The organism is Mesorhizobium sp. M0184, assembly GCF_040322215.1.
GTDB lineage: Bacteria > Pseudomonadota > Alphaproteobacteria > Rhizobiales > Rhizobiaceae > Mesorhizobium.
In genome coordinates, this window is record NZ_JAMYSZ010000015.1 from 23,080 (window position 1) to 42,430 (window position 19,351).

A 19,351-nucleotide genomic window follows, 5' to 3' on the forward strand; every position below is an offset into this window, starting at 1 on the left:
ATGTACAACACCGACCTTCCCAGCCGCGCCGATTTGCCGACGTCAGCGCAGCTCAAGCGCTCCACCTTCATTGCCGCGCTGACGGCTTTCGCATTGCTCATCACGGTCGTCATGCCGTCCGAGTATGCGATCGACCCGACCGGAGCAGGCAGATTGCTCGGCCTCACCAGAATGGGCGAAATCAAGACACAGCTGGCAGCCGAGGCGGCAGCCGACGAAATGGCCAGCGCGAAGGCACCAACCGAGCGGATGACGCAAATGGTCCCTCCAGCCGAGTTGATGGCGCGCATGGACCGAATTGAAAACCTCCTCGTCGCCCTGACCGCCGAACGGCCTGCTTTGCAGCCGTCGCCAACTGGGGAGGCCGTTGCCCAAGACAATGTGACAGTTGGAGAGATCGCTCCTGCCGAGGCTCCGGCCATTGCTACAACGCCTGCCACCGAAGCAACCTCGGAAGCCCCGATCCAGCCAGATGGAAGGCAAGACGAGCTATCCTTCACGTTGGCGCCAGGCCAGGGTGCCGAAGTCAAGCTCGTGATGCGGCAGGGCGCCAAGGCAAACTTTTCCTGGACAGCTGACGGTGGCGTGGTGAACTTCGAGACGCACGGCGATGGCGGCAGTCAGTCCGTCAGCTATGAAAAGGGTCGCAGCGTTCCAGCTGACGAAGGTGCCATTGAAGCCGCCTTCGATGGAAATCACGGTTGGTTCTGGCGCAACCGCGGTGGCAGCGACGTGACCTTGACGATCCAGACTGAAGGCGACTACATCGACATCAAGCGTATGATCTAGCGCATACAGGGTCGCCCGGCGCCACTTCGACCGTCGGGCGTCACCTATCCGTCTGTTCCACCGACGAGCGCAGATGCGCGTCGAAGCTTTGCGCCGCGACGAAGACACGGCTGACCTTCAGGTAAACGGGTCTTGATCCACCGCCCGATCTGATTCACGGCATTTCAGCCCGACGTGATCTGCCAAACGGCTACGCCGGCAAGCGCCAAGCCGGCAGCGCCCTCAATGGCTCGGGAAATGGCATCGAACAGGCGTGGCCGGCTGTCGAAGAAATGCACCAGGCGCTCCCGAAACAGGATCGACAACACCGCCACGCAGGACAGGGTCAGCGCCACGCCGACCATCATGGTAATTGCAAACAGTATGCCGGCGACCGGAACGCCTCTGGATATCGCAAAGGTCATCACGAAAAGCGTCAGCGGGCATGGGATCAAGCCGGCCATCACACCCACAGCCTCGCCTTCATGCTTGTGGTGATGGCCGTGGCTCAATGCGCGCCAGAGCATCCAGGCGCCGATCAGGCCAAGCAACCCGCGGCTGACGTCTTCCAGTAGAGGCGCACGGCCAACACTGCCCAGGGCAATCGACACCAACGGCAACGAGAGCGCCGCGATCAGCACCGCGATCGTCACATGCGTGAAGGAAAGCGTCAGCGACACCAGAAGACCGCGCGAAACCTTTGCATCCGAACCGGCCAAATACGTGGCCAGGACGGCTTTGCTGTGACCCGGCGTCAGGGCATGCGCCGCACCGAACAGCACGCCCATCGGCAGAAAGGCCATGAACGCCAGCCAGCCGCCGCCGGCCGAAAGCAGTTTGATCTGCTCGGCCAGCGCCAGGTAGATCGTGCGTTGGAACTCGACCAGCGTCTGGAACATGGCCATCGAACCGGCTCCGGGTCAGCTGCACGTCAATTCAAGGCGCGTCGCGAAAATCTTGCCGAGATCGGTCCCCGTCGGGTCACTGAAGAACGCGTCTGTCAGGCTCTTCTGGTTCTGCGCGATGGCCGTGTCCGGATCTGGACGCACGACGGCGCGTGAGCAGCCTTCAGGCAGGCCAGTCACAGCAATCTTTTCGTCGTCGGCAAAATCGATCGCCGTGTAGAAGGTCGGGTCGTAGACGCCGATGCTGACTTTTCCAGCAAGGGTCAGCGGGTCCTTCGGCTGCGTTTCGAACTGGACGACGAGTTGATCGTTTTCATAGCTGACGCTGAACTTCGGCGGTGGCGCCATCGTCACGTCCTTGCCGTTCAAGGTCACCATCTGAAAGTAGTTGTACTCGGCCAACGACGCATGGACGATGAGAGCGACTTCATCGAGTTCCTTCGCATCAAGGACAAGGTCGGAATTCTTGTCGAATTCCATCAGCACGGTGCTGGAAAAGAGGTCGTCGAAACGCCAGAGATGCCGAAGCGACTTGAGCGTTCTGTCTGGACCGACGGTCAGGTCCAGCGTCGCTTCGGCAAACACATGTGGATGGGCGTTCGCTGCCGCGGCGGAAGCGAGCAACAGCGCCGCGCCTGATACCATGCCTGTCAGTTGCATTTTTCGCTCACATTTCGTTCGTCGATTCCGCATCAGGCAGGACACCTGCCATTGCAAGCAGGCCGAAATGGGACGGGCCAAAGCCCATACCAACCTTGATCGATCAGGGCTGTGTTGCCTCATTTAAGGAGGCAGCTACCCAAGGTCGCCCTTCAGCGAATGTTTGAGCATGATCACCGCGATACCAGCAAGGATTGCCAGCACTATCATCCAGATAATCTTTTGCCGATCGCTCAATTTCCTGCTCCTGATCGATTCAGAGCATTCTTATCGCGAGTTCCTTGCAAACGCAAAAAGCCCCGCGTCCCGTGCAGATAACACCAGCTGATCCGCCCTAGTCGTCGCGATCGAGCTTGCAATGACCGTGTTCGATGTGATCCGGACCTCGGGAACGTCAAATGGACAAGTGCTTGCGATTGCCGACTGTCAATATGCAGAGTTTGGAAACTTGCATTCCGTTTCTGTCCTCGCCGATTGTTTCGGCATCCGTCCGGGCGAAGAAACGCTCCTCGAATGGCGCGCCGTCGACATCGAATAGCTTTATGGAGCAAGGTTGCACGGACTTGCCATTCAAGTGGCTTTTGTCACCGCGATCATGGTTTTGGCCGGGAGGTCGTCACCGGTCGCCTCCCAGTCCTGGAAGGCGCCTACGTCACCGACGGGGGCAAGTGCTGCGTCGCCGGACAACGGAGTCCATCCGCGTCTCCTGGCCGCAGGACGGTTCGTTCGAAGTCAGGTCCATGGGCAAGACAAATACCGTGAAAAGCTTCCAACGCCAGATCGACATTATCGGCACGCACCAGCGGCGATCTCAGGCATATAGCAGCGAGCGCCGGGATAAAGAGGGGCTTCGACATCAGCACACCGCAGGGTCAAAAAATGGACCCTCTGGCACGTTAGTCAAGAGTGCCATTTAGCGGGCCCAGCGGCTGCGACGAGATCGACCTGCATCCGACTGTCGGCGGCTGCGCCGTCGCCCCGTAGTATCATTCGCCAGTTATTCTCCGACGCGGTCCGCATTGAAGACCCGCGATAGCCGTCGAACTTGTGTGTCCATCCCTCGGCCCTCGGGAGGCTTCTCCACCAGGGTGGGGATCAAAGGAGCGATGAACGCTGGCCGGCTGGTGCTGGCAGTTACTCGTTTACGCATGGAATCGTGTCTAGGTCGCAGGCATATATCCGCGCTCCACACGTCCCGACGTTGGTTAAGATCGGCAGCCAGACCGGCCAGCCACTCTGTGCGCCAGGCGGATAGAGGTGAGTGTCGATCGCGAATTGCAGAAACGTTGCCAGCGGATAATTGCAAAGTCAGCGCGTCACGCGTACGGATCCATAAGCCCCAGCGCGCTTACATCCATAAGCACCCCAAACCCGATGATCTGCTCCAGCGCAACGTTGCGAGACAATGTGCCCAAGCTTTTGGCCGGTTCGGACTTCATGCGGCTGACCAGGGCGTATCGGTTGTAGACCGCCAAACCGACCATCGCGACGAATAGGCTGATCTTGAACAGGAGAACTCGACCGTAGCTGTTGCGCGGATCGGGGAACGAGCCAAGCACGAGCCAAGTGTTCATGGCACCCGTCAAAAAAATGAGCGCAACCGCCACCATACCAAAGCGGGAGAAGCGCCACAGGACGGTTTCCACGCCTGCGACTTCGGATGGATGCCGCTGTGCTGCCGCGATAAGCAGGCCGAGGGGCAGGAGGCCACCTATCCACGCCCCGGCACTTGCAACATGGAGAGCTTGAGTCAGTGAGCCTAGAAGGCCCAACGCCGCCGCGTGGCCCTGCCAACCCTCGCAGGTCAGTAGCAAGAAAGCCGGCCCGACGATCAATTCGGGCCGCCCCGAGAAACTGATCACCAGGAGCAGGAGAACGAGCGAAAGGCGAACAAACCAAACAGTTCCGAAGTCGCTTTCCATGAGAACGCCGCGCAAGGTGTCAACCATACCCTCGCGTCCGGAGAGCCCGGCCGTAAAGCACAGCAGCCAAATTGCCGCGAAGATTGCGGCCGCAAGTGCGAGGGCAGGATTGATGTTACGGGGTAGAGGCGCAAGCGCGGGAGCCGCGGTTCTGTCTAGCGCATAGAAAGGGAAGAGTGCCGACCCGAATAGAATCATCACTGAGAGGAAGTAGACCCACCGGGCGAAGGCCAGAGTGCCATCAACGTCCATTTCTACGGTCTGACTTCAAATTTGAAATTGCCCTTCACCTTGTGCCCGTCTGCTGACAGCACGTGCCAATCAACTTGATAAACACCCGGCGCAAGGGACCTTGATACAGGTGCCACCATGTCCTTATCGCGCACCGCGATCTCCGTGGTGATCTTCGCACCATCCGGCCCCGACAGATCGATGCCCGAGAATCGAGCCTCAATGGATTCGCTAAACCGCAGTCCAATCTCGGTGGGCGGAGCGGCAATGGTGCTATTGATCTCTGGAGTAGCCTCGACCAATCGAGCATGCGCAAGCGCCTGGCCCGATAATGGCACGCTCCACAGCGCAAGTGTGGCGATCATTCCGATAGTCCGATTCAACGCGAACTCCTCCCGCGGCGACGGTCATCAAAGACTATGCACTTTCTGACGAGTATACGAATTTGTTGGTGTTGCAGGGCCGCCACCGTTCGAGCTGTCACGAAATTTTCCATTTGCCGGAAAAGTGATGGGAGATCAGGCCAACACGCTACCGACCGCCGAGACTCTCGATTGAAGGTCACGGACGCCGCAAGCGTTTGTAATTATCAGGACAAGCGCGGGCGAAACAAGCGTTTGCGCCCGCGTGACTCCATTTCAGCTACTTAACCGGGATCATGAGATGTGCGTATGGAGTGCCCGGCCACATCACATAGGGCTTGGATGTGTCAGGCTTGGGGTCCGTCGGATAGCCCTGCATCATGTCCATTGCGTTGACGATCATCACATGCGGGCCGGTCTCTATCCAATTGTTGCCTTCCTCGGGCTTCGTCGCATAGGGATCGGTGTTGCTGCCATCGGTACCGCCGGACAGCATGTACATGAAGCCGACCTTGCCCTTGGGCGGCTCCTTCTTTTCCATCCATGCCATCGCCCATTCCATCGCGTTGGCATCGCCGCACATTGGGTCCGGGCCGGGCGTGGACGGGCTGTCCGGCATGCACCAGAAGCCGTTCTTGCCCTCGCGCAAGGTGCGCATGGCGCCCTTTTCATCCGCGGCGTAGACCGCAGCGCCGCTTGCCACGGCAGGGGGTGCAGCAGATTCAGCGCTCTTGATCATCGCAGCGTCGTCGGCGGCTGCGCCTTGCATCGTAACCAAACTGCCTGCCGCCAAAAGGGCAGCGACCGTCAGAAGCCGTTTCATGGCCGTTCTCCGGTTTGAGTTGATCTTGTGCATGATGTCCGACGCACGGCTTTCCAGAGCCGTTTGTCGGTGATTAAGCAGTAGCAGATTACATGCCTCCGGACAATTTACGTTTTAGCGCTGTCTAATGTCTTTGCAGGGGGTGTGCTATTAAACGGGGGCCTTCAAATCGGTCACGAAACTCCTGAGGGTTCACTAACCAAGATGGTGCTGTTCAGCGAGTGGCCAAATTTGCGCGGTTTCCCAGCAACCTTGCTTGCGTCGTCAAATCGCCACCTGCCCTAACCCTAGATTAGTTTCCGTCCATAAACGCCGGTATTTCGCAGCATTTGCAATCGCTTGGATCCGACCGGAAGCGCCGTTGACGGGCATGGACAGGTCAGGAATAGTTGATGATCGACAAAATGCAGTGCTTGGCAACGATCGGACGCACGCCATTGCCGGCGGCTCTGCCGGCGGGACGGCTGCGATGCCGAGCTGATATCAGGTCGGCCTGAGGCGGGTGAAGAGGACGAGGTTGTAGGCCGCGACCGAGGACCAGACGTAGGTTTTGAAGTGATCAAGGCCGCGCCAAGTGCAGCGCGCCAGGCCGTAAGCGCGTTTGAGGCACGAGATGCCAGCTTCGATGCCGGCGCGAAAGTTGCGCAGCTTGCGATAGACCCACTTGCTTCTGACCATATCCTCGATCTTGAGGCCGGCTTTCTTGTGGAAGGCCATGTCGGAGACGCCCCACGCCTTCGCCGTGGCCAGGGTTGTCGCGCGTGGCGAAGCCACCATCGGCTGCTGCCTGCCGTGGCGCCTGACCCCAAATGCCTATGTGACGCTCCAGCATCGGCAGCAATCGGTCGCTGTCGGCCGGGTTGCCTTTCTCGATCACCAGATCGAGGATCATTCCACTCTTGCCGGTGGTCAGGTTGAGCTTGTGGCTATACTCGGTGTCGCGGCTGCCTTTGACGATGATATCGGCATGCTCTTCGAACAGGCTGACCAGCTTCTCGCCGGCCGACACCGGCTCGCCGGCCAATACCCGCCGCTCGCTCTGTCTGGTGATGCGTTCGACCAGCGGCCGATAGTGACGGACCTGGAGCTGCCACAGTGCGATGGACGGTGTGCTCGCCACTACCAATCGCTCGCTCGCCTGCTCCAGATAAGTCAAGGTCGCACGGGCGATTGCGATCAGCTCGCGGTAGAGTTGGACCCGATTGGGTCGACCGCGCGTGAACTGGATCTTGCGAGCCCGCTTCTTGGCTGCGCGGCAATGATCGCGCCATGCTGAGCCGGCACCGCCGACCAAGGCGTCAGCCCGCTTCAGCAGGCGCACCATGACCCGCACGGCATCCCAAAGCAGGCTGCTGTCGCTCGGCTCGTGCATGAGTGCCGAGGTCACGGTGCTGTCCAGCCGCACGACTGCGCCATCTTCGAGCTTCGCCTGCCGAGCGCTCGACAGCAGTACCCGATTGACCTGTTCCCAGGTCTCGGACCGGATCGCACTGATGGTCCTTTGCAGCACCGACTTGTGCGGGCTCCATGACAAAGGCAGGCGAGCAAAGGCGCGAAACGAAGCGGAGTCCTCAAGATGGAACGCCAGCTCCTGGTAGCTCAGTTGCCGGTATTGCTTGAGGATCGCGCAGCGCAACACCGCTTCGGCAGGCAGGCCCTGCCGTCCGGTGGCCTTGACGTCGACCCGCACCAAATCGCGCGCCACCAAGCCAAGAAGGTCGCGATGCTCATCCAGCCATTGCGACATCGCCTTCAACTCGTGACCGATCTCGTGCGTGGCGAAAAGATCGAATATGCTGGCACCGCCAGCATAGCGAACTCACCTCATCCCTCGTCCCGCGAAGGACGTTTTTCCACCGGCAAGTGGAACTTTGTTGTCTCCTTCTTAACGGCCCAGTTCAGACGGCGACCGGTGTGCTTTCCTTTGTCCAGCGGAACCGTGTGCCATCGCTCCACATGCGATGCATGATCACCGCTAGTCTACGGGCGAGCGCAACGATGGCCCTCTGCCGACCACGCCGCTTGGCGACGTTCATCGCCCAGGCCTTCAGCCAGGACCACTTCGTCACGCGCGTCAGTAGGACCTGCGCGGCTTCGTAGAGCAGCGTTCGCATCATATCGTCACCGCATAACGAGATCCGGCCGACCCGGCGGCTTTCGCCCGACTCATGGAGCACAGGTGTCAGACCCAAAACCGGTCCGACCGCTTTCGAATTGCGGAAGCGGGCCGGAATGTCGATGGTGGTGGTATAGGCCAGAGCCACGACCGGGCCTACACCTGGTGTCGTCATCAGTCGGCGGCAAACTTCCTCATCCCGGACGATCGCCAAAAGCTTGCGGTGAAGGGTGGCAAAGTGCTGGCGCAGCTTGCCGCGAGCGTCGAGAAGCGGTTCGACGATTTCGGCCAGATCAGGCATGCCTTCAACCAGTTCGTGGATGCGTTGCTCGAATTTGCCCGTACCGACGATGCCGACCTTGAGCCCGAAGTTGCGCAGCAGCCCGCGGATGTCGTTCTCGATGGCAATGGCCTTTTCCTGCAAGAGCTTGCGCGCCATCAGCAACGCCCGGCGCTTCTGGCTCGTCAGCGTCTTCACATGCACCGGGCGAAACAGATTGACCCGCATCATCTGCGCAATGCCGCGGGCGTCAATGCGATCGGACTTGTTCACCTGCGCCTTCAGGAATGCCTTGGTGTGACGCGTCTCAATGCAGATCAACGGCAGGCCGGCTTTGGCAAGGGCCTCGAACAGCCATTGCGATAAGGGCCCGGCTTCAAGACCGATCCGCTCAAAGTTCCAGGCAGGATCCTTGAGCACCCGCGCAAGATCCTCCGGATGGCTGGGAACTTTCATCTCGCGGCAAACCGTGCCTGTTTCGTCGACGATGCACACTGCCGTCTCTTTCACCGAGACGTCCAATCCTGCATAATGTTTCATGCTGCGCTTCCTTTCCTGATGCTTGTGGCTGTTTCGGACAGACCACGTTCTACCATCAGCTCGAAGCGCAGCACCTCCATGCCGCTCCGCCAAGATGGGGCGCAAGCCGAATACATGGGGTAATCGCGGGAGCGAGTTTCCCAAGTCTTAGCTATGAAAGTGGGTGGCTGTTCCCCGACAGGATGGAATACGGGCTCACGATTCGCACCGGGCCCAGGCATCTCAGGGAGAACAGCCATGGAAGACTATATCGGCCTCGATGTTTCGATGAAAGAGACAGCGGTTTCCATTCGACGTGAAGGCAAGCGCGTCTGGCGTGGGAGGTGCGCCTCTGATCCAAAGGTCATTGCCGAGCTTGTCCGCAAGCGGGCGCCGGCCGCAAAGCGCGTCGTGTTCGAGACCGGCCCTCTATCGGTGTGGTTCTATCATGCGCTGCGCGCAGAGGGTTTGCCGGCTATCTGCATCGATGCTCGTCATGCCAAAGCAGCGCTCGACATGGCCGCGAACAAAACCGACGCGAACGATGCCGACGGTTTGGCGCATCTTGCAGAAGTAGGGTTCTTTCGTGAAGTGCGAGTGAAAGGCTTCGACAGCATGCTGACGCGCACGCTCGTGGCGGCACGCACCAGGCTGGTCAGGATCACGACCGAACTCTCAAACCAGATCCGAGGGCTCATGAAGACATTCGGACTGCTTGTTCCCGCCGGCAAAGGAAGCACGTTCGAGAGGAATGTCCGCAATCTCCTTGTCGACCAGGACGGGCTCACTCCTATCGTGCTGCCGATGCTGGAAGCCTGGCGCAGCATGCGCGTTCGGGCCGCTGAACTCGGGCGTCAGCTTGTCGCTGGTGCGCGTCAAAGCCGAGCGTGTCAAATACTCGTGTCGATCCCCGGTGTCGGCGCAATCACCGCGACTTCGTTCGTGACCGCCATTGAGGAGCCGGACAACTTCAAGAAATCTCGCTCCGTCGGCGCCTGGCTTGGCCTGACTACCCGACGATACCAATCGGGAGAGGTCGACTATGATGGCCACATATCCCGGCGGGGCGATCGTCATTTGCGAGGGCTTCTCTACGAAGCTGCGACGGTCATCCTGACCCGCAGCTGCGCCGACAGCAGCCTGCGAACATGGGGTCTAAAACTCCGGGAGAGGATAGGCTTCAAACGAGCCGCCGTTGCCGTAGCCCGCAAACTGGCGGTGACAATGCATGCGATGCTCAAGACCGGCGAGTTCTTCGACAGGACCGCTGGCGCGACAGCGTGACGGCTTTGAGGATCGCGTTCAGTCTCTGAGCGCGCCGAGACGTCCCTGCCGGGGCGTGGACAGAGCCATTCCGCTAGATGGGGTCGCACCGCTGGCTCAGCTGAGTGCGTCGAATACATTGAAGGCTCTCCCCGCGAAGCTCCATCATGCGGCAACCGATGTTGACCGCGAAGACAACCCTGCACCCGGCACACGCGTCTTAAGACGTGCAGATACTTGACGTCAACATTGCGATTAGACAACAACCCCATCTTGGACGGTGCGTTCTTGGCGCATTGTCGGCTCCGGCGGTGGCAAGGCTTTGGAATCAGTGGCATGATCCAAGATACCTGAAACCGCCGGGCCTTGCTCGCGCAAAGCCGCGATTCATCCAACAGAATCAATCGTTTGCCGTTTATGGACGGAAACTAGATTAGCCCGCGCATCGTCAGTTCAGCCTTCAGATAGGCATAATAGATCGGCGCGGCGACAAGACCCGGCATACCGAACCAGGCTTCCATGAAAACCATCGCCAGAAGAAGCTCCCAGGCACGCGCATTGATCCGCGAACCGATGATCTTGGCGTTTACGAAGTATTCGAGCTTGTGAATGATGATGAGAAAGGCAAGCGAGCCGAGTGCTGCAAGGAAGGAGATGCTGAGGCTGACAACCACGATCACCGTGTTGGAGATCAGATTGCCGATGACCGGCAGAAGGCCGGTGACGAAAGTCAGCGCTATCATTGTCCTGATGAATGGCAGATCGATGCCGAAGGACGGCAGAACAACGACGAGATAGACCGCCGTCAGAAACGTATTCAACGCCGAAATCCGGATTTGCGAGAACACGATGTTGCGAAAGGCCTTGCTCAGAATGTTGACACGATCCGCCAGCGCGACCGCCAGTGGGCCGGGCTCGCGCGATGGCGCCGCCGAGCTCACCGCGATCAAGCCGCCGATCACCATGCCGACGACAATGTGGACCACCAGGACGCCGACATCCCGCCCGACGAGTTGAAGCTGGCCGGCATGTTCGCGGAGCCACCGGGCCGCGAAGACTTCCAGTTCCTCGATGTTCGACGGAAAATAGGTCATCGCCCAGGTCGGGAGATGGACGCGCGCGGTATCGATGATCTCGGCCATCTTCTTGAGGAGCGTCACGACGTTCTCCGAACCGCCAGTCAATTGCGACATGCCGCTAAAGATAGCGGCGGCTACCAGGAGCGTGAAAATCAATGCCACCAAGGTCAGCGCAAGGCTTTTCGTCAGGCTGTTGGAAACGCCGATTCGATGGAGCATCGGTGCGGCGAAATGAACGAGATTGAACACGAGAAGGCCCGAAAGCAGTGCCGGAAGCAGCCCGAGTTCGAGAACGGCGACGAGCGCTATAAGCGCAAGCAGGCACGACGCGAGATAGAACCATGAGAAAATCAGCACTTTTCACCTGCAGAAGCAGCCAAGTCCTCTCCGGGTTTCATTAGCTTTGATACCCGGTGATGCGCAAGCGAACACGCGTTCAACACGTGTGTAAGGCTAACCGCCTCGGAGGTCCCATGCTTGCGCGCCAGGTCGCCCGCTTTTGCCCCGCCTCATGCTCACGCAGGACCGCGATGATCAGCTCTTCCGTAAACCGCTTTCTTTTCATCAGTCCGCCCTTCAATCGAGCCGGACTCTAATCTCAGATGGAGGAAATTGCCCGTGGCAGGTCAGCCGCTCGACGATGTTTATGCCGGTTGGCAAGAATGATCCTCTTCGTGGTGAACGCCGGAGTTCATTCCGCCGCGAAGACCATCAGATCCTCGAACGGGAACTCGACATGGTATTGGCCGGACGGAAGGGCGTCCCGGGAATAGGTCCGGATGGTCAGGTCATTGCTTTCGAAAATGACTTCATGCCGATCGCCAAGGAAAAGGCTCTCGACGCAGGTCATGGCGATACGTCCAGGGCCGTCCTCCCCGGACCACGTCACCCGCTCAAGCCGGACGAGTGCGGTGACTTTGGCGCCGACGGTCAGCTCCTGCTGGGCGCTGCCCACAAGATGGATGCCGTTGGCGACAATTTCCGCACGGTTGCCGTTGATGGCGGTGACCACGCCGTCAAGGCGATTGCTGGCACCCATGAACTCTGCTGCAAACAGGCTCTTCGGCTTGTTGTAGATTTGCTTGGGTGTTCCGTCCTGTTCGATCTGGCCGCCGTTGAGCAGCAGGATGCGGTCGGCGAGCGCCATCGCTTCCACCTGATCATGGGTGACGCACAGCGCCGATAGCCCGAGATTGGTGATGAGGCGGCGCAGCCAGATCCGCGCTTCTTCGCGTAACTTGGCGTCCAGATTTGACAGCGGCTCATCGAGCAGAATCACGTTCGGCTCATAGACCAGCGCGCGGGCCAGCGCCACGCGCTGCTGCTGTCCGCCGGAGAGCTGATGCGGATAGCGTTCGCCCAGTTTGCCGAGGCCGATGCTGTCCAAAGCCTTCTGGACGCGGCTCGCAACATCTGCCTGGGACACTTTGCGCAGCTTCAGGGGATAACCCACATTCTCGGACACCGTCCGATGAGGCCACAGCGCATAGGACTGGAATACCAGCCCGAGACCGCGCGTTTCCGGCGCCAGATTGATGTTCTGCCCGGCATCGAAAAGCGGCTTGTCACCGAGCAGTATCTTGCCGCTGTTGGGTGTCTCCAGACCGGCGACCGCTCGCAAGAGCGTCGTCTTGCCGGACCCGGACGCGCCGAGCAAGGCGACGATCTGACCCGGTTCGACCGAGAAGGACACACCTTTCAGGATTTCAAGGTTGCCGTAACTGAGGCGCAGGCCGTCTATGATGATGTCAGTCATTGAGGCGGACTCCAAAGCGCATCGCGAGGGCAAGACCGGTCACGATGATGACGGTGTTGATGACGGCGAGAGCCGAGACCAGATCGATCGCGCCGGTGCCCCAAAGGGAAACCATGAGCGAGCCGATCACTTCGGTTCCCGGTCCGAGCAGATAGACGCCCGTCGAATATTCACGGGCGAAGATCAGGAAGATCAACAGCCAGGCCGAGAACATGCCGCCGCGGATGAGCGGCAGCGTGATGTCCCGGGCGACCCGGCCCTCGCTGGCGCCAACTGACCGGCCGGCTTCCTCGAGCTCCTTGCCGATCTGCAGGAGCGTTCCGGAAATCAGCCGCATGCCATAGGCGAACCAGACAATGGTATAGGCGAGCCATACCGAGCTCATCGTGGCACGCAGGGGTGCGATCGGCTTGAAGAAGAGAAATATCCACAGCATGGCCAGGCCAGCCACAATGCCCGGCATCGCCCGCGGTATCATGGCCACGTAATCGACGACTTTAGTCAGGGGTGCGTTCGAGCGGTGACCGGCGAGTGCCACGGCAGTATAGGCCGCGATCGAAGCCGCGCCGCCGACCACCGCGACGCCGACCGTGTTGATAATGGCGCTGATGACATTCGGATAGTCAGCGAGATCGCGATAGTGATCCAACGTCAGCACCTGGAAGATATTCACCCCGACGCCCCAGCTTGTCACCAGTGAACGAATTGCGACGCCGCCCACCGGTATGATCACGGTGGCCGCGAACCAGGCCACCACAAGCGCGAAGGCCGGCCAGCGAAGAGCGCCCAGCCGGATGGGGTTGTGCCGACTGCCCTTGCCTTTGACAGACACATAGCGGCTGGCGTTGCGCAGCATGTAGCGCTGCAGCACGACCAGCGGCAGCGCGATCATGATGATCGCCACCACCACTACGGCCATCAACTGGTAGGAAGGAACACCGAGCTTGTTGGTGAGCTTGTAGAGATAGGTGGCGAGAACCAGCACGCCTTCCGGATCGCCAAGCACCAGCGGCAGGCCGAAAAGTTCGAAACCGAGGAAGAACACCAGAACCGCCGCATAGAGCACCACCGGCATCACCATGGGCAGCGACACACTGGCGGCGACGCGCCAAGGGCCAGCGCCGGCGGTGCGTGCCGCCTCTTCGAGGTCGGCGCCAACGTTGCGGAGCGCCGCCGATGCATAGAGATAGACATGTGGGACATGGGTGAGCCCGGCAATGATCGCGATCGATGTCACCGAATAGACATTCCAGGGCACGTAGCCGATCATCGACTTGACCGCCAGCGAGACGAAGCCGACTGGTCCCAGTGTCATCACATAGCCGAAGGCCAGCACCACCGCCGACATGAAAACCGGGATCAGGATGATCGGCTCCAGCCAGCGCTTGCCCGGCACGTCGGTGCGCACGATGATGAACGCCAGCAGGATTCCCACCGGAACTGCGATCACCGTCATGCCCACCGCGAGCTTGAGCGAAGTCGTCAGCGCTAGCCAGAAATCCGCGTCCGCGAGGATGAAGCTGTAGGCGTTCAGCGACAGATGCGCGGTTTTCTGGAAGAAAGGCGCGGACAGAAAACTCTGATAAATGATCAGGGTGACCGGCGCCAGCACCACCAGGATGGCGAGGAGGTTGGTGCTGACACGAAAGACACGGAAGGGCATGATTGCCTCGAACAAAGCCGGGGGCCGTCCGCTAGCAAGAGCGCAAGCGCGCCGTTCCGATGATTCTTAATAGCAAGAAGGGTGAGAGAGCCGACTGTGGAGGCACTCCCGATCAAGCGATTACTCGCCCTTCATGGCTTTCTGCCACTCGTTGAGGAACGCCAGCCGTGTCGTCTCGTCGAGACCTTCGAGCAGCTTGTCGTCGAGCGCGATCGGGTGAACGTTTTCACCGGCGGCGGCCTTTATGGACGCCAGCGTGGTTGCCCCTTCAACGTCATCACGAACGGCATAGAGCTTGATGTCGTCGGCGATCAGCTTCTGCGCGCGCGCCGACAGCAGATAGTCTACGAATAGCTTCGCAGCATTGGGATCCTGGGCTTCCGCCGGAATGACGGTGGCGCGGGTGGTCACCAGGACATAGTCCTTCGGGATTATCACACCGAGGTTCTCGTCCTTGGCCTGCTTGGCGAGGCCATATGAGCCGAAGATGCCATAGGCGATGGAATGTTCGCCAGACGTGACCTTCTCGATCATCGAGCCGGCGGAGCTGTAGAGCTTGATATGGGCCTTGCCAAAAGCCTTGTTAAGCGCCCAGGAATCGGTCCAGTTCTTGGCGTCCTGGTTGTAGAAATAGAAGCCGACACCGGATTTTTCCGGATCGTAGGACGCGATCTTGCCATCATATTCTGCGGTCTTCCCAGTCATCAGCTTGAGAAGATCGGCGTGGGTTGCGGGAACATCGCCTTCAGGCACGAGACGCTTGTTGTAGACGAAAGTCACCGGGTCGGCGGTGGTACCATAGACCATGTCCTTGTAGGACGCCCAGGCCGGAAGGTGGGCCGCCTCCACGGATTTGTATTCCTGCGCATAGCCGTCTGCGGCAAGTTTGATCTGCAGATCCGGAGCCGAAGACCATGCGACATCTGCCGTGCCTTGGCCCGAAGCGGTTTCGGCAATGACGCGATTGTAGAGTTCGGTGGAATTGAGGTCGGAATATTCGACGGCGATGCCGGGGAATGCTGCTTCGAAGTCCTTGAGCAAGGGCTGGACCAGCGCCGCATCGGTCGTCGAATAGATGCTGAGGTGTCCTTCCGCGGTGGCGGCGGCCACTAGATCCTTGTAGTTGTCCGGATACCCGGCGGGGATCTCGGCAGCGGCGGCAAGCGTCACAAAAGCGGCTGACAGCGAAAACGCGGCCATCATCGTCGCAAGACGATTTTTCATTAGGGTCTCCTCCAAGTTCGCCTAAATCGTACCTCCTCCAGGCACAAAAGGCGAGTATCATCCTGACCTGTCACCAACCTGTCACGGCGATGTCGAGGTTTGCTCAGCCGACTAGGCCCGATGGGTCGTGATCAGATTGTCGATGACAGCGGGATCGGCCACATCGACGTATTGCGGGATTGCTGAAATCTTGGGGCGGCATCCTACGCGTCACGGTCGCTGGCCCTGCGCATCGATCATGGACTTGCTTCAATCCTCGATGAAGCGGCGGCGCAACGCCTCGTCTTGTACGGCAAGTAACGCAGGGCCGATGCGTATGGCGCGCGCGATACCAGACTCCCCAAGTTTTTCCGGGCCGTCCGCTCCCTCAGGCAATTGCCCGTTCTCGGCAAAGAAGAAGGCGCTATCCCTGGCAACCTTCTGTCCCCGGGCCGACAGAAGGTAGTCGAGAAATCGTTTGGCAACGTCCATATTCGGCGCCGTCTTCGGAATGAGCGCGCCACGACTGAGTATCAGCGCATAGTCCCGCGGGACAACGACCCTCAAGTCGGAATTGCCCCTGGCCGCCGCGTAGGCGTATGACCCGATCATATTGTAGCCTATATATAGGCTCCCGTTTGCAACGTCCTGAAGGGTCTCCGCGGTGCAACAACGCACCACAGTTTCCGCTCGGCTCATGCTTTCCAGAAGCCGACCGTAGACCGCCGTCGTCTGCCGCGCATCACTGAACGCCAATAGGTAGCCGATGCCCGAAAGTCGGATGTCGAACGTTCCGACCCGTCCGCGATAAAAATCGATCCGCCGCCTGAGAAGATCGGCGAGTTCGATGTGGGTGCGCGGTACGTCGCCGGACGGCACGAGGCGGGCGTTATAGACGAAGACGGCCGGTTCGTAGGTAAAGCCGAATACCTCGTCGCGCCAGTTTGCCCAATTGGCGACATGCGCGGTTTCGGCCGACACGTGCGGCGCCGCGCAGCCGTCATTGGCGAGCTTCACAAGTTGGTCGACCGACGGAGACAACAAGATGTCGCCCAGCACCGCGTCCGTCCGACAGGCTTCACTGGCACTCCTTTGCAAGTCGTTGGTGACATATTCAACATAGTCGACTGCCACGTTGGGGAAAACGGACTGAAAATCCCGGATCAGTGGTTCCATTGCCGCCAGATCGGTCGCGGCGTGGATCGACAGTCGGTTCTTCTCCGGCTGAGACGAAGGGAAAAATGCGCTGCTTCCTTCAGCAGCTCTTGCCGCGTGACCGATGCATAAGACGACGGCAGCCATCAAACCGAATGTCGGCAATGTTCCCGTTATCATCCGGTCTTCTCCGTCGCGATGGGCAACGTCAAGGTGACGGTGAACCCTTGCGTGCCCTTCCCGCCATCCTTGCTTGTCTCGCGAAAGGTCAGCGCGCCACCGTGAGCCGCCGCAACCTCCGACGCGATGGCGAAACCAAGACCTGCGCTGCCGTCATGAGATTTGGACGTTTCGAAGCGCTGCGTAACCCGCTCCCACTCGCCCCGCGGAATGCCCGGTCCGTCATCTTCGACCTCGAGATGGGCACGTGTACCGTCGCTGCGTACTCTGACTTCAAGGCGCGACACCACTCCATGGCGCAAGGCATTGTCGATGATATTGACGATCGCTTCGCGAAGGCTGACGGCGTCCGCAAGCACGACCGGCTCGTCGTCAGGCGCCTCGAAGGAGACGATGATGTCCGGATCGATAGTTATCGGAACCGCCGCACGGAAAGCGCGCCGTGCGACATCTGCCAGATCGTGCGGCTGAAGCTGCACGGAATCGGCACGATGGATGACCATGGCGTGGCTGAGCAACTGGTTGGTCAGGCGCGCAAGTTCGCTGGCGCGCTGCTGTACGCGATCGAGATGCTGGCGGCTCGACTTGTCCAGCTTGGCTTGACTCAACAGATCGAGCTGCGCCGTTAGCGCCGTCAGCGGCGTTCTGATCTGGTGCGCCGCGTCGGCGATGAAGCGCTGCAGGAGTTCCACGCGCTCGTCGAGCCGACTCATGAAATAATTGATGGAAGTAACGAAGGGCCGCAATTCTCTCGGTACGACGACCGTTACCGGCGTCAGGTCTTGTGGATCGCGACGGCGGAGCGTCGCTCCGAGATGCTTGACCGGTTGCAGAGAATAGCGAATAGCAATCATCGCTCCAGCCAATGCCAATATGCTCATGATCGCCAGGAGGACGGTCGCCCTGAGAGTCAATTCACCCGCGAGCGCGCGGCGGGCTTCCGTGGTCTGCCCAACGATGACATGCGCCCAACCGGATACGGCTGGATCGGACAGTGCGCGCGCCACCACCGCAATCCGAACCGGTTCGCCGCGATAATGCGCCGATTCCAATACCGGGACATCGTGTATTGCGGCCAGATCAACTTCTGTTTGCAGATCGGCATAACCTGTCAGCGTCGCGCCGGAAGGGCCGATCACGCGATAGAAGATGCGATCGCGGCTGGCGAGGCCCAGGAGTTCAAAAGCTGATACCGGCAGGTTGATGATAAGCGAACCGGATTCAACCGTAAGGCTGTCTGCCATCTGGATGGCCGCACCAAGCAGAAGCCGGTCATAGGCGTCATCGGCGGCGGTACGTGCGTAGTACGACGCCGCACTCACCAGAAGAGCCGCACCCAGGCCCAGCACCAGCGAGATGCGGACCGCCAGGCGCGTGAAAAGGGAAGGCTCAGCCGGTATCATCGGAAGCCAGTTGATATCCCACGCCCCGCACGGTAACGATCTGCGCCTTGGCGCCTTCCAGCTTCTTGCGCAGCCGCCCGACATAAAGTTCGATCGCGTTCTGATTGGCCGGCTCGTCAAACCCGAAAAGCTGATCGATAAGTTCATCTTTGCTGAAGACGCGGCCTGGCCGCGACGCCAGTATCTCAAGCAACGTCATCTCGCGTCGTTTCAATTGCACCTCGCGCCTGCCTACTCGGACTGAGCGGCTGCCGCGGTCGAGCACGACATCGCCACACTGTACGATGTTGGTCGCCTCGCCGCTTTTCCGCCGGAGCAGAACACGGGCGCGCGCTTCCAATTCCCGGAAATCGAACGGTTTGACCAGATAGTCGTCGGCGCCGAGATCGAGCGCGCCAACGCGGTCCTCTATCTCGGAACGGGCCGTCAACATCAGAACCGGGGTGGTATTCCTTGCCTGCCGGAGCCGTCGAACGATTTCAAACCCGTCGAGGCTGGGCAGCATGACGTCGAGGATGACGAGATCGTAGCAGGTGAAATCGAGGATCTCTGCGGCAGCACGGCCGTCCGTCTCCCAATCGACTGCGTGGCCGATCGTTTCGAAGCGGCGGCTGATAGCCTCGCCAACGTCGCGCGTGTCTTCGACGAGGACAATTCGCATGCCGGAGCATTTGCACGGAAGCAGCCGCCTATCAAGCGTCACCTCTTTGCGGAGAGGCGCTTGACATCATCTGCAGATCACGCGTTGGCTTCAGCCCTGTTACCGTCAGCAGTTCAAGCTGTCCAATCATTTGAGCTTTATCGACGGGCTGCGTGATGGCGTCTGCCTTCATGTGATCTGCGCATCCACGCCAAGAACGGGGCGCGTCGGTACATGACCCGCGCTGCAAGCCACGGCTGGACCACGCACTTTGCCGCATTCAACGTGTTCGACCGCACCGTGATCAGTCGCTAGTAGATGCACCACCATCGCCATCAGGGGATTATGCTTCTGGCGATCGTGATGCTGATAGCGATTGCGCAATGCCATCATTTGCGCTTCAGAGACGTATCCAATTGCGTC

The 19,351-nt window shown here is 59.8% G+C and carries 19 protein-coding genes and 1 pseudogene; 3 read left to right on the forward strand and 17 right to left on the reverse strand.

Annotated elements, in window-relative coordinates; translation table 11 throughout:
• Positions 1–789 carry a hypothetical protein gene (locus tag NKJ23_RS19140; RefSeq protein WP_352495695.1) on the forward strand — a complete coding sequence of 263 codons (789 nt, stop codon included), beginning with the start codon at positions 1–3 and terminating at the stop codon, positions 787–789.
• A gap of 164 nt (positions 790–953) precedes the next feature.
• On the opposite strand, the gene NKJ23_RS19145 is transcribed toward NKJ23_RS19140, so the two are convergent.
• Both NKJ23_RS19145 and NKJ23_RS19150 read right to left on the reverse strand, forming a co-directional pair.
• Positions 954–1,667, reverse strand: a complete 714-nt coding sequence (locus NKJ23_RS19145) for a HoxN/HupN/NixA family nickel/cobalt transporter (RefSeq protein WP_352495722.1) — start codon at positions 1,665–1,667, stop codon at positions 954–956.
• Between the two features lie 21 nt (positions 1,668–1,688).
• Positions 1,689–2,333 (reverse strand): DUF1007 family protein, encoded by a 645-nt coding sequence (locus NKJ23_RS19150; RefSeq protein WP_502902548.1) that lies wholly within the window; start codon positions 2,331–2,333, stop codon positions 1,689–1,691.
• 358 nt (positions 2,334–2,691) lie between these two features.
• Between NKJ23_RS19150 and NKJ23_RS19155 the strand changes: the two genes are divergently transcribed.
• Positions 2,692–2,871, forward strand: a complete 180-nt coding sequence (locus NKJ23_RS19155) for a hypothetical protein (protein ID WP_352466309.1) — start codon at positions 2,692–2,694, stop codon at positions 2,869–2,871.
• A gap of 778 nt (positions 2,872–3,649) precedes the next feature.
• On the opposite strand, the gene copD is transcribed toward NKJ23_RS19155, so the two are convergent.
• The 6 genes from copD to NKJ23_RS19180 all read right to left on the reverse strand — a co-directional run bounded on the left by copD (position 3,650) and on the right by NKJ23_RS19180 (position 8,607).
• A complete protein-coding gene (copD, locus tag NKJ23_RS19160; protein ID WP_023722112.1) occupies positions 3,650–4,507 on the reverse strand; it encodes a copper homeostasis membrane protein CopD in 858 nt (285 codons plus the stop codon).
• A 2-nt stretch (positions 4,508–4,509) separates the two neighbouring features.
• Complete coding sequence (gene copC, locus NKJ23_RS19165) at positions 4,510–4,851, reverse strand: copper homeostasis periplasmic binding protein CopC (protein WP_023722111.1); 342 nt, start codon at positions 4,849–4,851, stop codon at positions 4,510–4,512.
• 277 nt (positions 4,852–5,128) lie between these two features.
• Entirely contained in the window at positions 5,129–5,671 is a 543-nt protein-coding gene (locus NKJ23_RS19170) for a hypothetical protein (protein ID WP_352452020.1), read from the reverse strand.
• A 483-nt stretch (positions 5,672–6,154) separates the two neighbouring features.
• Positions 6,155–6,298 (reverse strand): hypothetical protein, encoded by a 144-nt coding sequence (locus NKJ23_RS34675; protein WP_502897232.1) that lies wholly within the window; start codon positions 6,296–6,298, stop codon positions 6,155–6,157.
• Positions 6,231–7,418 carry an ISNCY family transposase gene (locus NKJ23_RS19175; RefSeq protein WP_502902551.1) on the reverse strand — a complete coding sequence of 396 codons (1,188 nt, stop codon included), beginning with the start codon at positions 7,416–7,418 and terminating at the stop codon, positions 6,231–6,233. Before NKJ23_RS19175 ends, NKJ23_RS34675 begins: the two co-directional genes overlap by 68 nt.
• Positions 7,419–7,569: 151 nt before the next feature.
• Entirely contained in the window at positions 7,570–8,607 is a 1,038-nt protein-coding gene (locus NKJ23_RS19180) for an IS110 family RNA-guided transposase (RefSeq protein ID WP_352495694.1), read from the reverse strand.
• 237 nt (positions 8,608–8,844) lie between these two features.
• Here NKJ23_RS19180 and NKJ23_RS19185 point away from each other — a divergent pair, with 237 nt between their 5' ends.
• Positions 8,845–9,870 (forward strand): IS110 family RNA-guided transposase, encoded by a 1,026-nt coding sequence (locus NKJ23_RS19185; RefSeq protein WP_352495693.1) that lies wholly within the window; start codon positions 8,845–8,847, stop codon positions 9,868–9,870.
• A gap of 407 nt (positions 9,871–10,277) precedes the next feature.
• Here NKJ23_RS19185 and NKJ23_RS19190 read toward each other — a convergent pair whose 3' ends face one another.
• From NKJ23_RS19190 to NKJ23_RS19230, 9 genes and pseudogenes are all read right to left on the reverse strand, one after another.
• Positions 10,278–11,285 carry an AI-2E family transporter gene (locus NKJ23_RS19190; RefSeq protein WP_023722104.1) on the reverse strand — a complete coding sequence of 336 codons (1,008 nt, stop codon included), beginning with the start codon at positions 11,283–11,285 and terminating at the stop codon, positions 10,278–10,280.
• Between the two features lie 101 nt (positions 11,286–11,386).
• Positions 11,387–11,493: pseudogene (locus NKJ23_RS19195) on the reverse strand (transposase); the annotation flags it as partial.
• Between the two features lie 126 nt (positions 11,494–11,619).
• Positions 11,620–12,684 (reverse strand): ABC transporter ATP-binding protein, encoded by a 1,065-nt coding sequence (locus tag NKJ23_RS19200; protein WP_023722103.1) that lies wholly within the window; start codon positions 12,682–12,684, stop codon positions 11,620–11,622.
• Positions 12,677–14,347, reverse strand: a complete 1,671-nt coding sequence (locus tag NKJ23_RS19205; protein WP_352495692.1) for an ABC transporter permease — start codon at positions 14,345–14,347, stop codon at positions 12,677–12,679. The genes NKJ23_RS19200 and NKJ23_RS19205 overlap by 8 nt, the downstream gene beginning before the upstream one ends.
• A 120-nt stretch (positions 14,348–14,467) precedes the next feature.
• Positions 14,468–15,571, reverse strand: coding sequence for an ABC transporter substrate-binding protein (locus tag NKJ23_RS19210; RefSeq protein WP_023722101.1), 1,104 nt, complete (start codon positions 15,569–15,571; stop codon positions 14,468–14,470).
• A gap of 249 nt (positions 15,572–15,820) precedes the next feature.
• On the reverse strand, positions 15,821–16,885 hold the full coding sequence (locus NKJ23_RS19215) for an ABC transporter substrate-binding protein (protein ID WP_352681725.1): 1,065 nt from the start codon (positions 16,883–16,885) through the stop codon (positions 15,821–15,823).
• Positions 16,882–18,234 carry a sensor histidine kinase gene (locus NKJ23_RS19220; RefSeq protein ID WP_348633256.1) on the reverse strand — a complete coding sequence of 451 codons (1,353 nt, stop codon included), beginning with the start codon at positions 18,232–18,234 and terminating at the stop codon, positions 16,882–16,884. Before NKJ23_RS19220 ends, NKJ23_RS19215 begins: the two co-directional genes overlap by 4 nt.
• 40 nt (positions 18,235–18,274) lie before the next feature.
• The gene (locus NKJ23_RS19225) at positions 18,275–18,949 is read right to left on the reverse strand and encodes a response regulator transcription factor (RefSeq protein WP_352495690.1); all 675 of its coding nucleotides are present in this window, start codon (positions 18,947–18,949) and stop codon (positions 18,275–18,277) included.
• Positions 18,950–19,117: 168 nt separating this feature from the next.
• Positions 19,118–19,321, reverse strand: a complete 204-nt coding sequence (locus NKJ23_RS19230; protein ID WP_352495689.1) for a hypothetical protein — start codon at positions 19,319–19,321, stop codon at positions 19,118–19,120.
• Positions 19,322–19,351: the final 30 nt, after the last annotated feature.

Excerpts from the sequence above, each read along its gene's own strand:
- NKJ23_RS19140 (WP_352495695.1), top strand. The coding sequence starts at position 1 with ATGTACAACACCGACCTTCCCAGCCGCGCCGATTTGCCGACGTCAGCG.
- NKJ23_RS19145 (WP_352495722.1), bottom strand. The coding sequence starts at position 1,667 with ATGTTCCAGACGCTGGTCGAGTTCCAACGCACGATCTACCTGGCGCTG.
- NKJ23_RS19150 (WP_502902548.1), bottom strand. The coding sequence starts at position 2,333 with ATGCAACTGACAGGCATGGTATCAGGCGCGGCGCTGTTGCTCGCTTCC.
- NKJ23_RS19155 (WP_352466309.1), top strand. The coding sequence starts at position 2,692 with ATGACCGTGTTCGATGTGATCCGGACCTCGGGAACGTCAAATGGACAA.
- copD (WP_023722112.1), bottom strand. The coding sequence starts at position 4,507 with ATGGACGTTGATGGCACTCTGGCCTTCGCCCGGTGGGTCTACTTCCTC.
- copC (WP_023722111.1), bottom strand. The coding sequence starts at position 4,851 with ATGATCGCCACACTTGCGCTGTGGAGCGTGCCATTATCGGGCCAGGCG.
- NKJ23_RS19170 (WP_352452020.1), bottom strand. The coding sequence starts at position 5,671 with ATGAAACGGCTTCTGACGGTCGCTGCCCTTTTGGCGGCAGGCAGTTTG.
- NKJ23_RS19175 (WP_502902551.1), bottom strand. The coding sequence starts at position 7,418 with ATGTCGCAATGGCTGGATGAGCATCGCGACCTTCTTGGCTTGGTGGCG.
- NKJ23_RS19180 (WP_352495694.1), bottom strand. The coding sequence starts at position 8,607 with ATGAAACATTATGCAGGATTGGACGTCTCGGTGAAAGAGACGGCAGTG.
- NKJ23_RS19185 (WP_352495693.1), top strand. The coding sequence starts at position 8,845 with ATGGAAGACTATATCGGCCTCGATGTTTCGATGAAAGAGACAGCGGTT.
- NKJ23_RS19200 (WP_023722103.1), bottom strand. The coding sequence starts at position 12,684 with ATGACTGACATCATCATAGACGGCCTGCGCCTCAGTTACGGCAACCTT.
- NKJ23_RS19205 (WP_352495692.1), bottom strand. The coding sequence starts at position 14,347 with ATGCCCTTCCGTGTCTTTCGTGTCAGCACCAACCTCCTCGCCATCCTG.
- NKJ23_RS19210 (WP_023722101.1), bottom strand. The coding sequence starts at position 15,571 with ATGAAAAATCGTCTTGCGACGATGATGGCCGCGTTTTCGCTGTCAGCC.
- NKJ23_RS19215 (WP_352681725.1), bottom strand. The coding sequence starts at position 16,885 with ATGATAACGGGAACATTGCCGACATTCGGTTTGATGGCTGCCGTCGTC.
- NKJ23_RS19225 (WP_352495690.1), bottom strand. The coding sequence starts at position 18,949 with ATGCGAATTGTCCTCGTCGAAGACACGCGCGACGTTGGCGAGGCTATC.
- NKJ23_RS19230 (WP_352495689.1), bottom strand. The coding sequence starts at position 19,321 with ATGATGGCATTGCGCAATCGCTATCAGCATCACGATCGCCAGAAGCAT.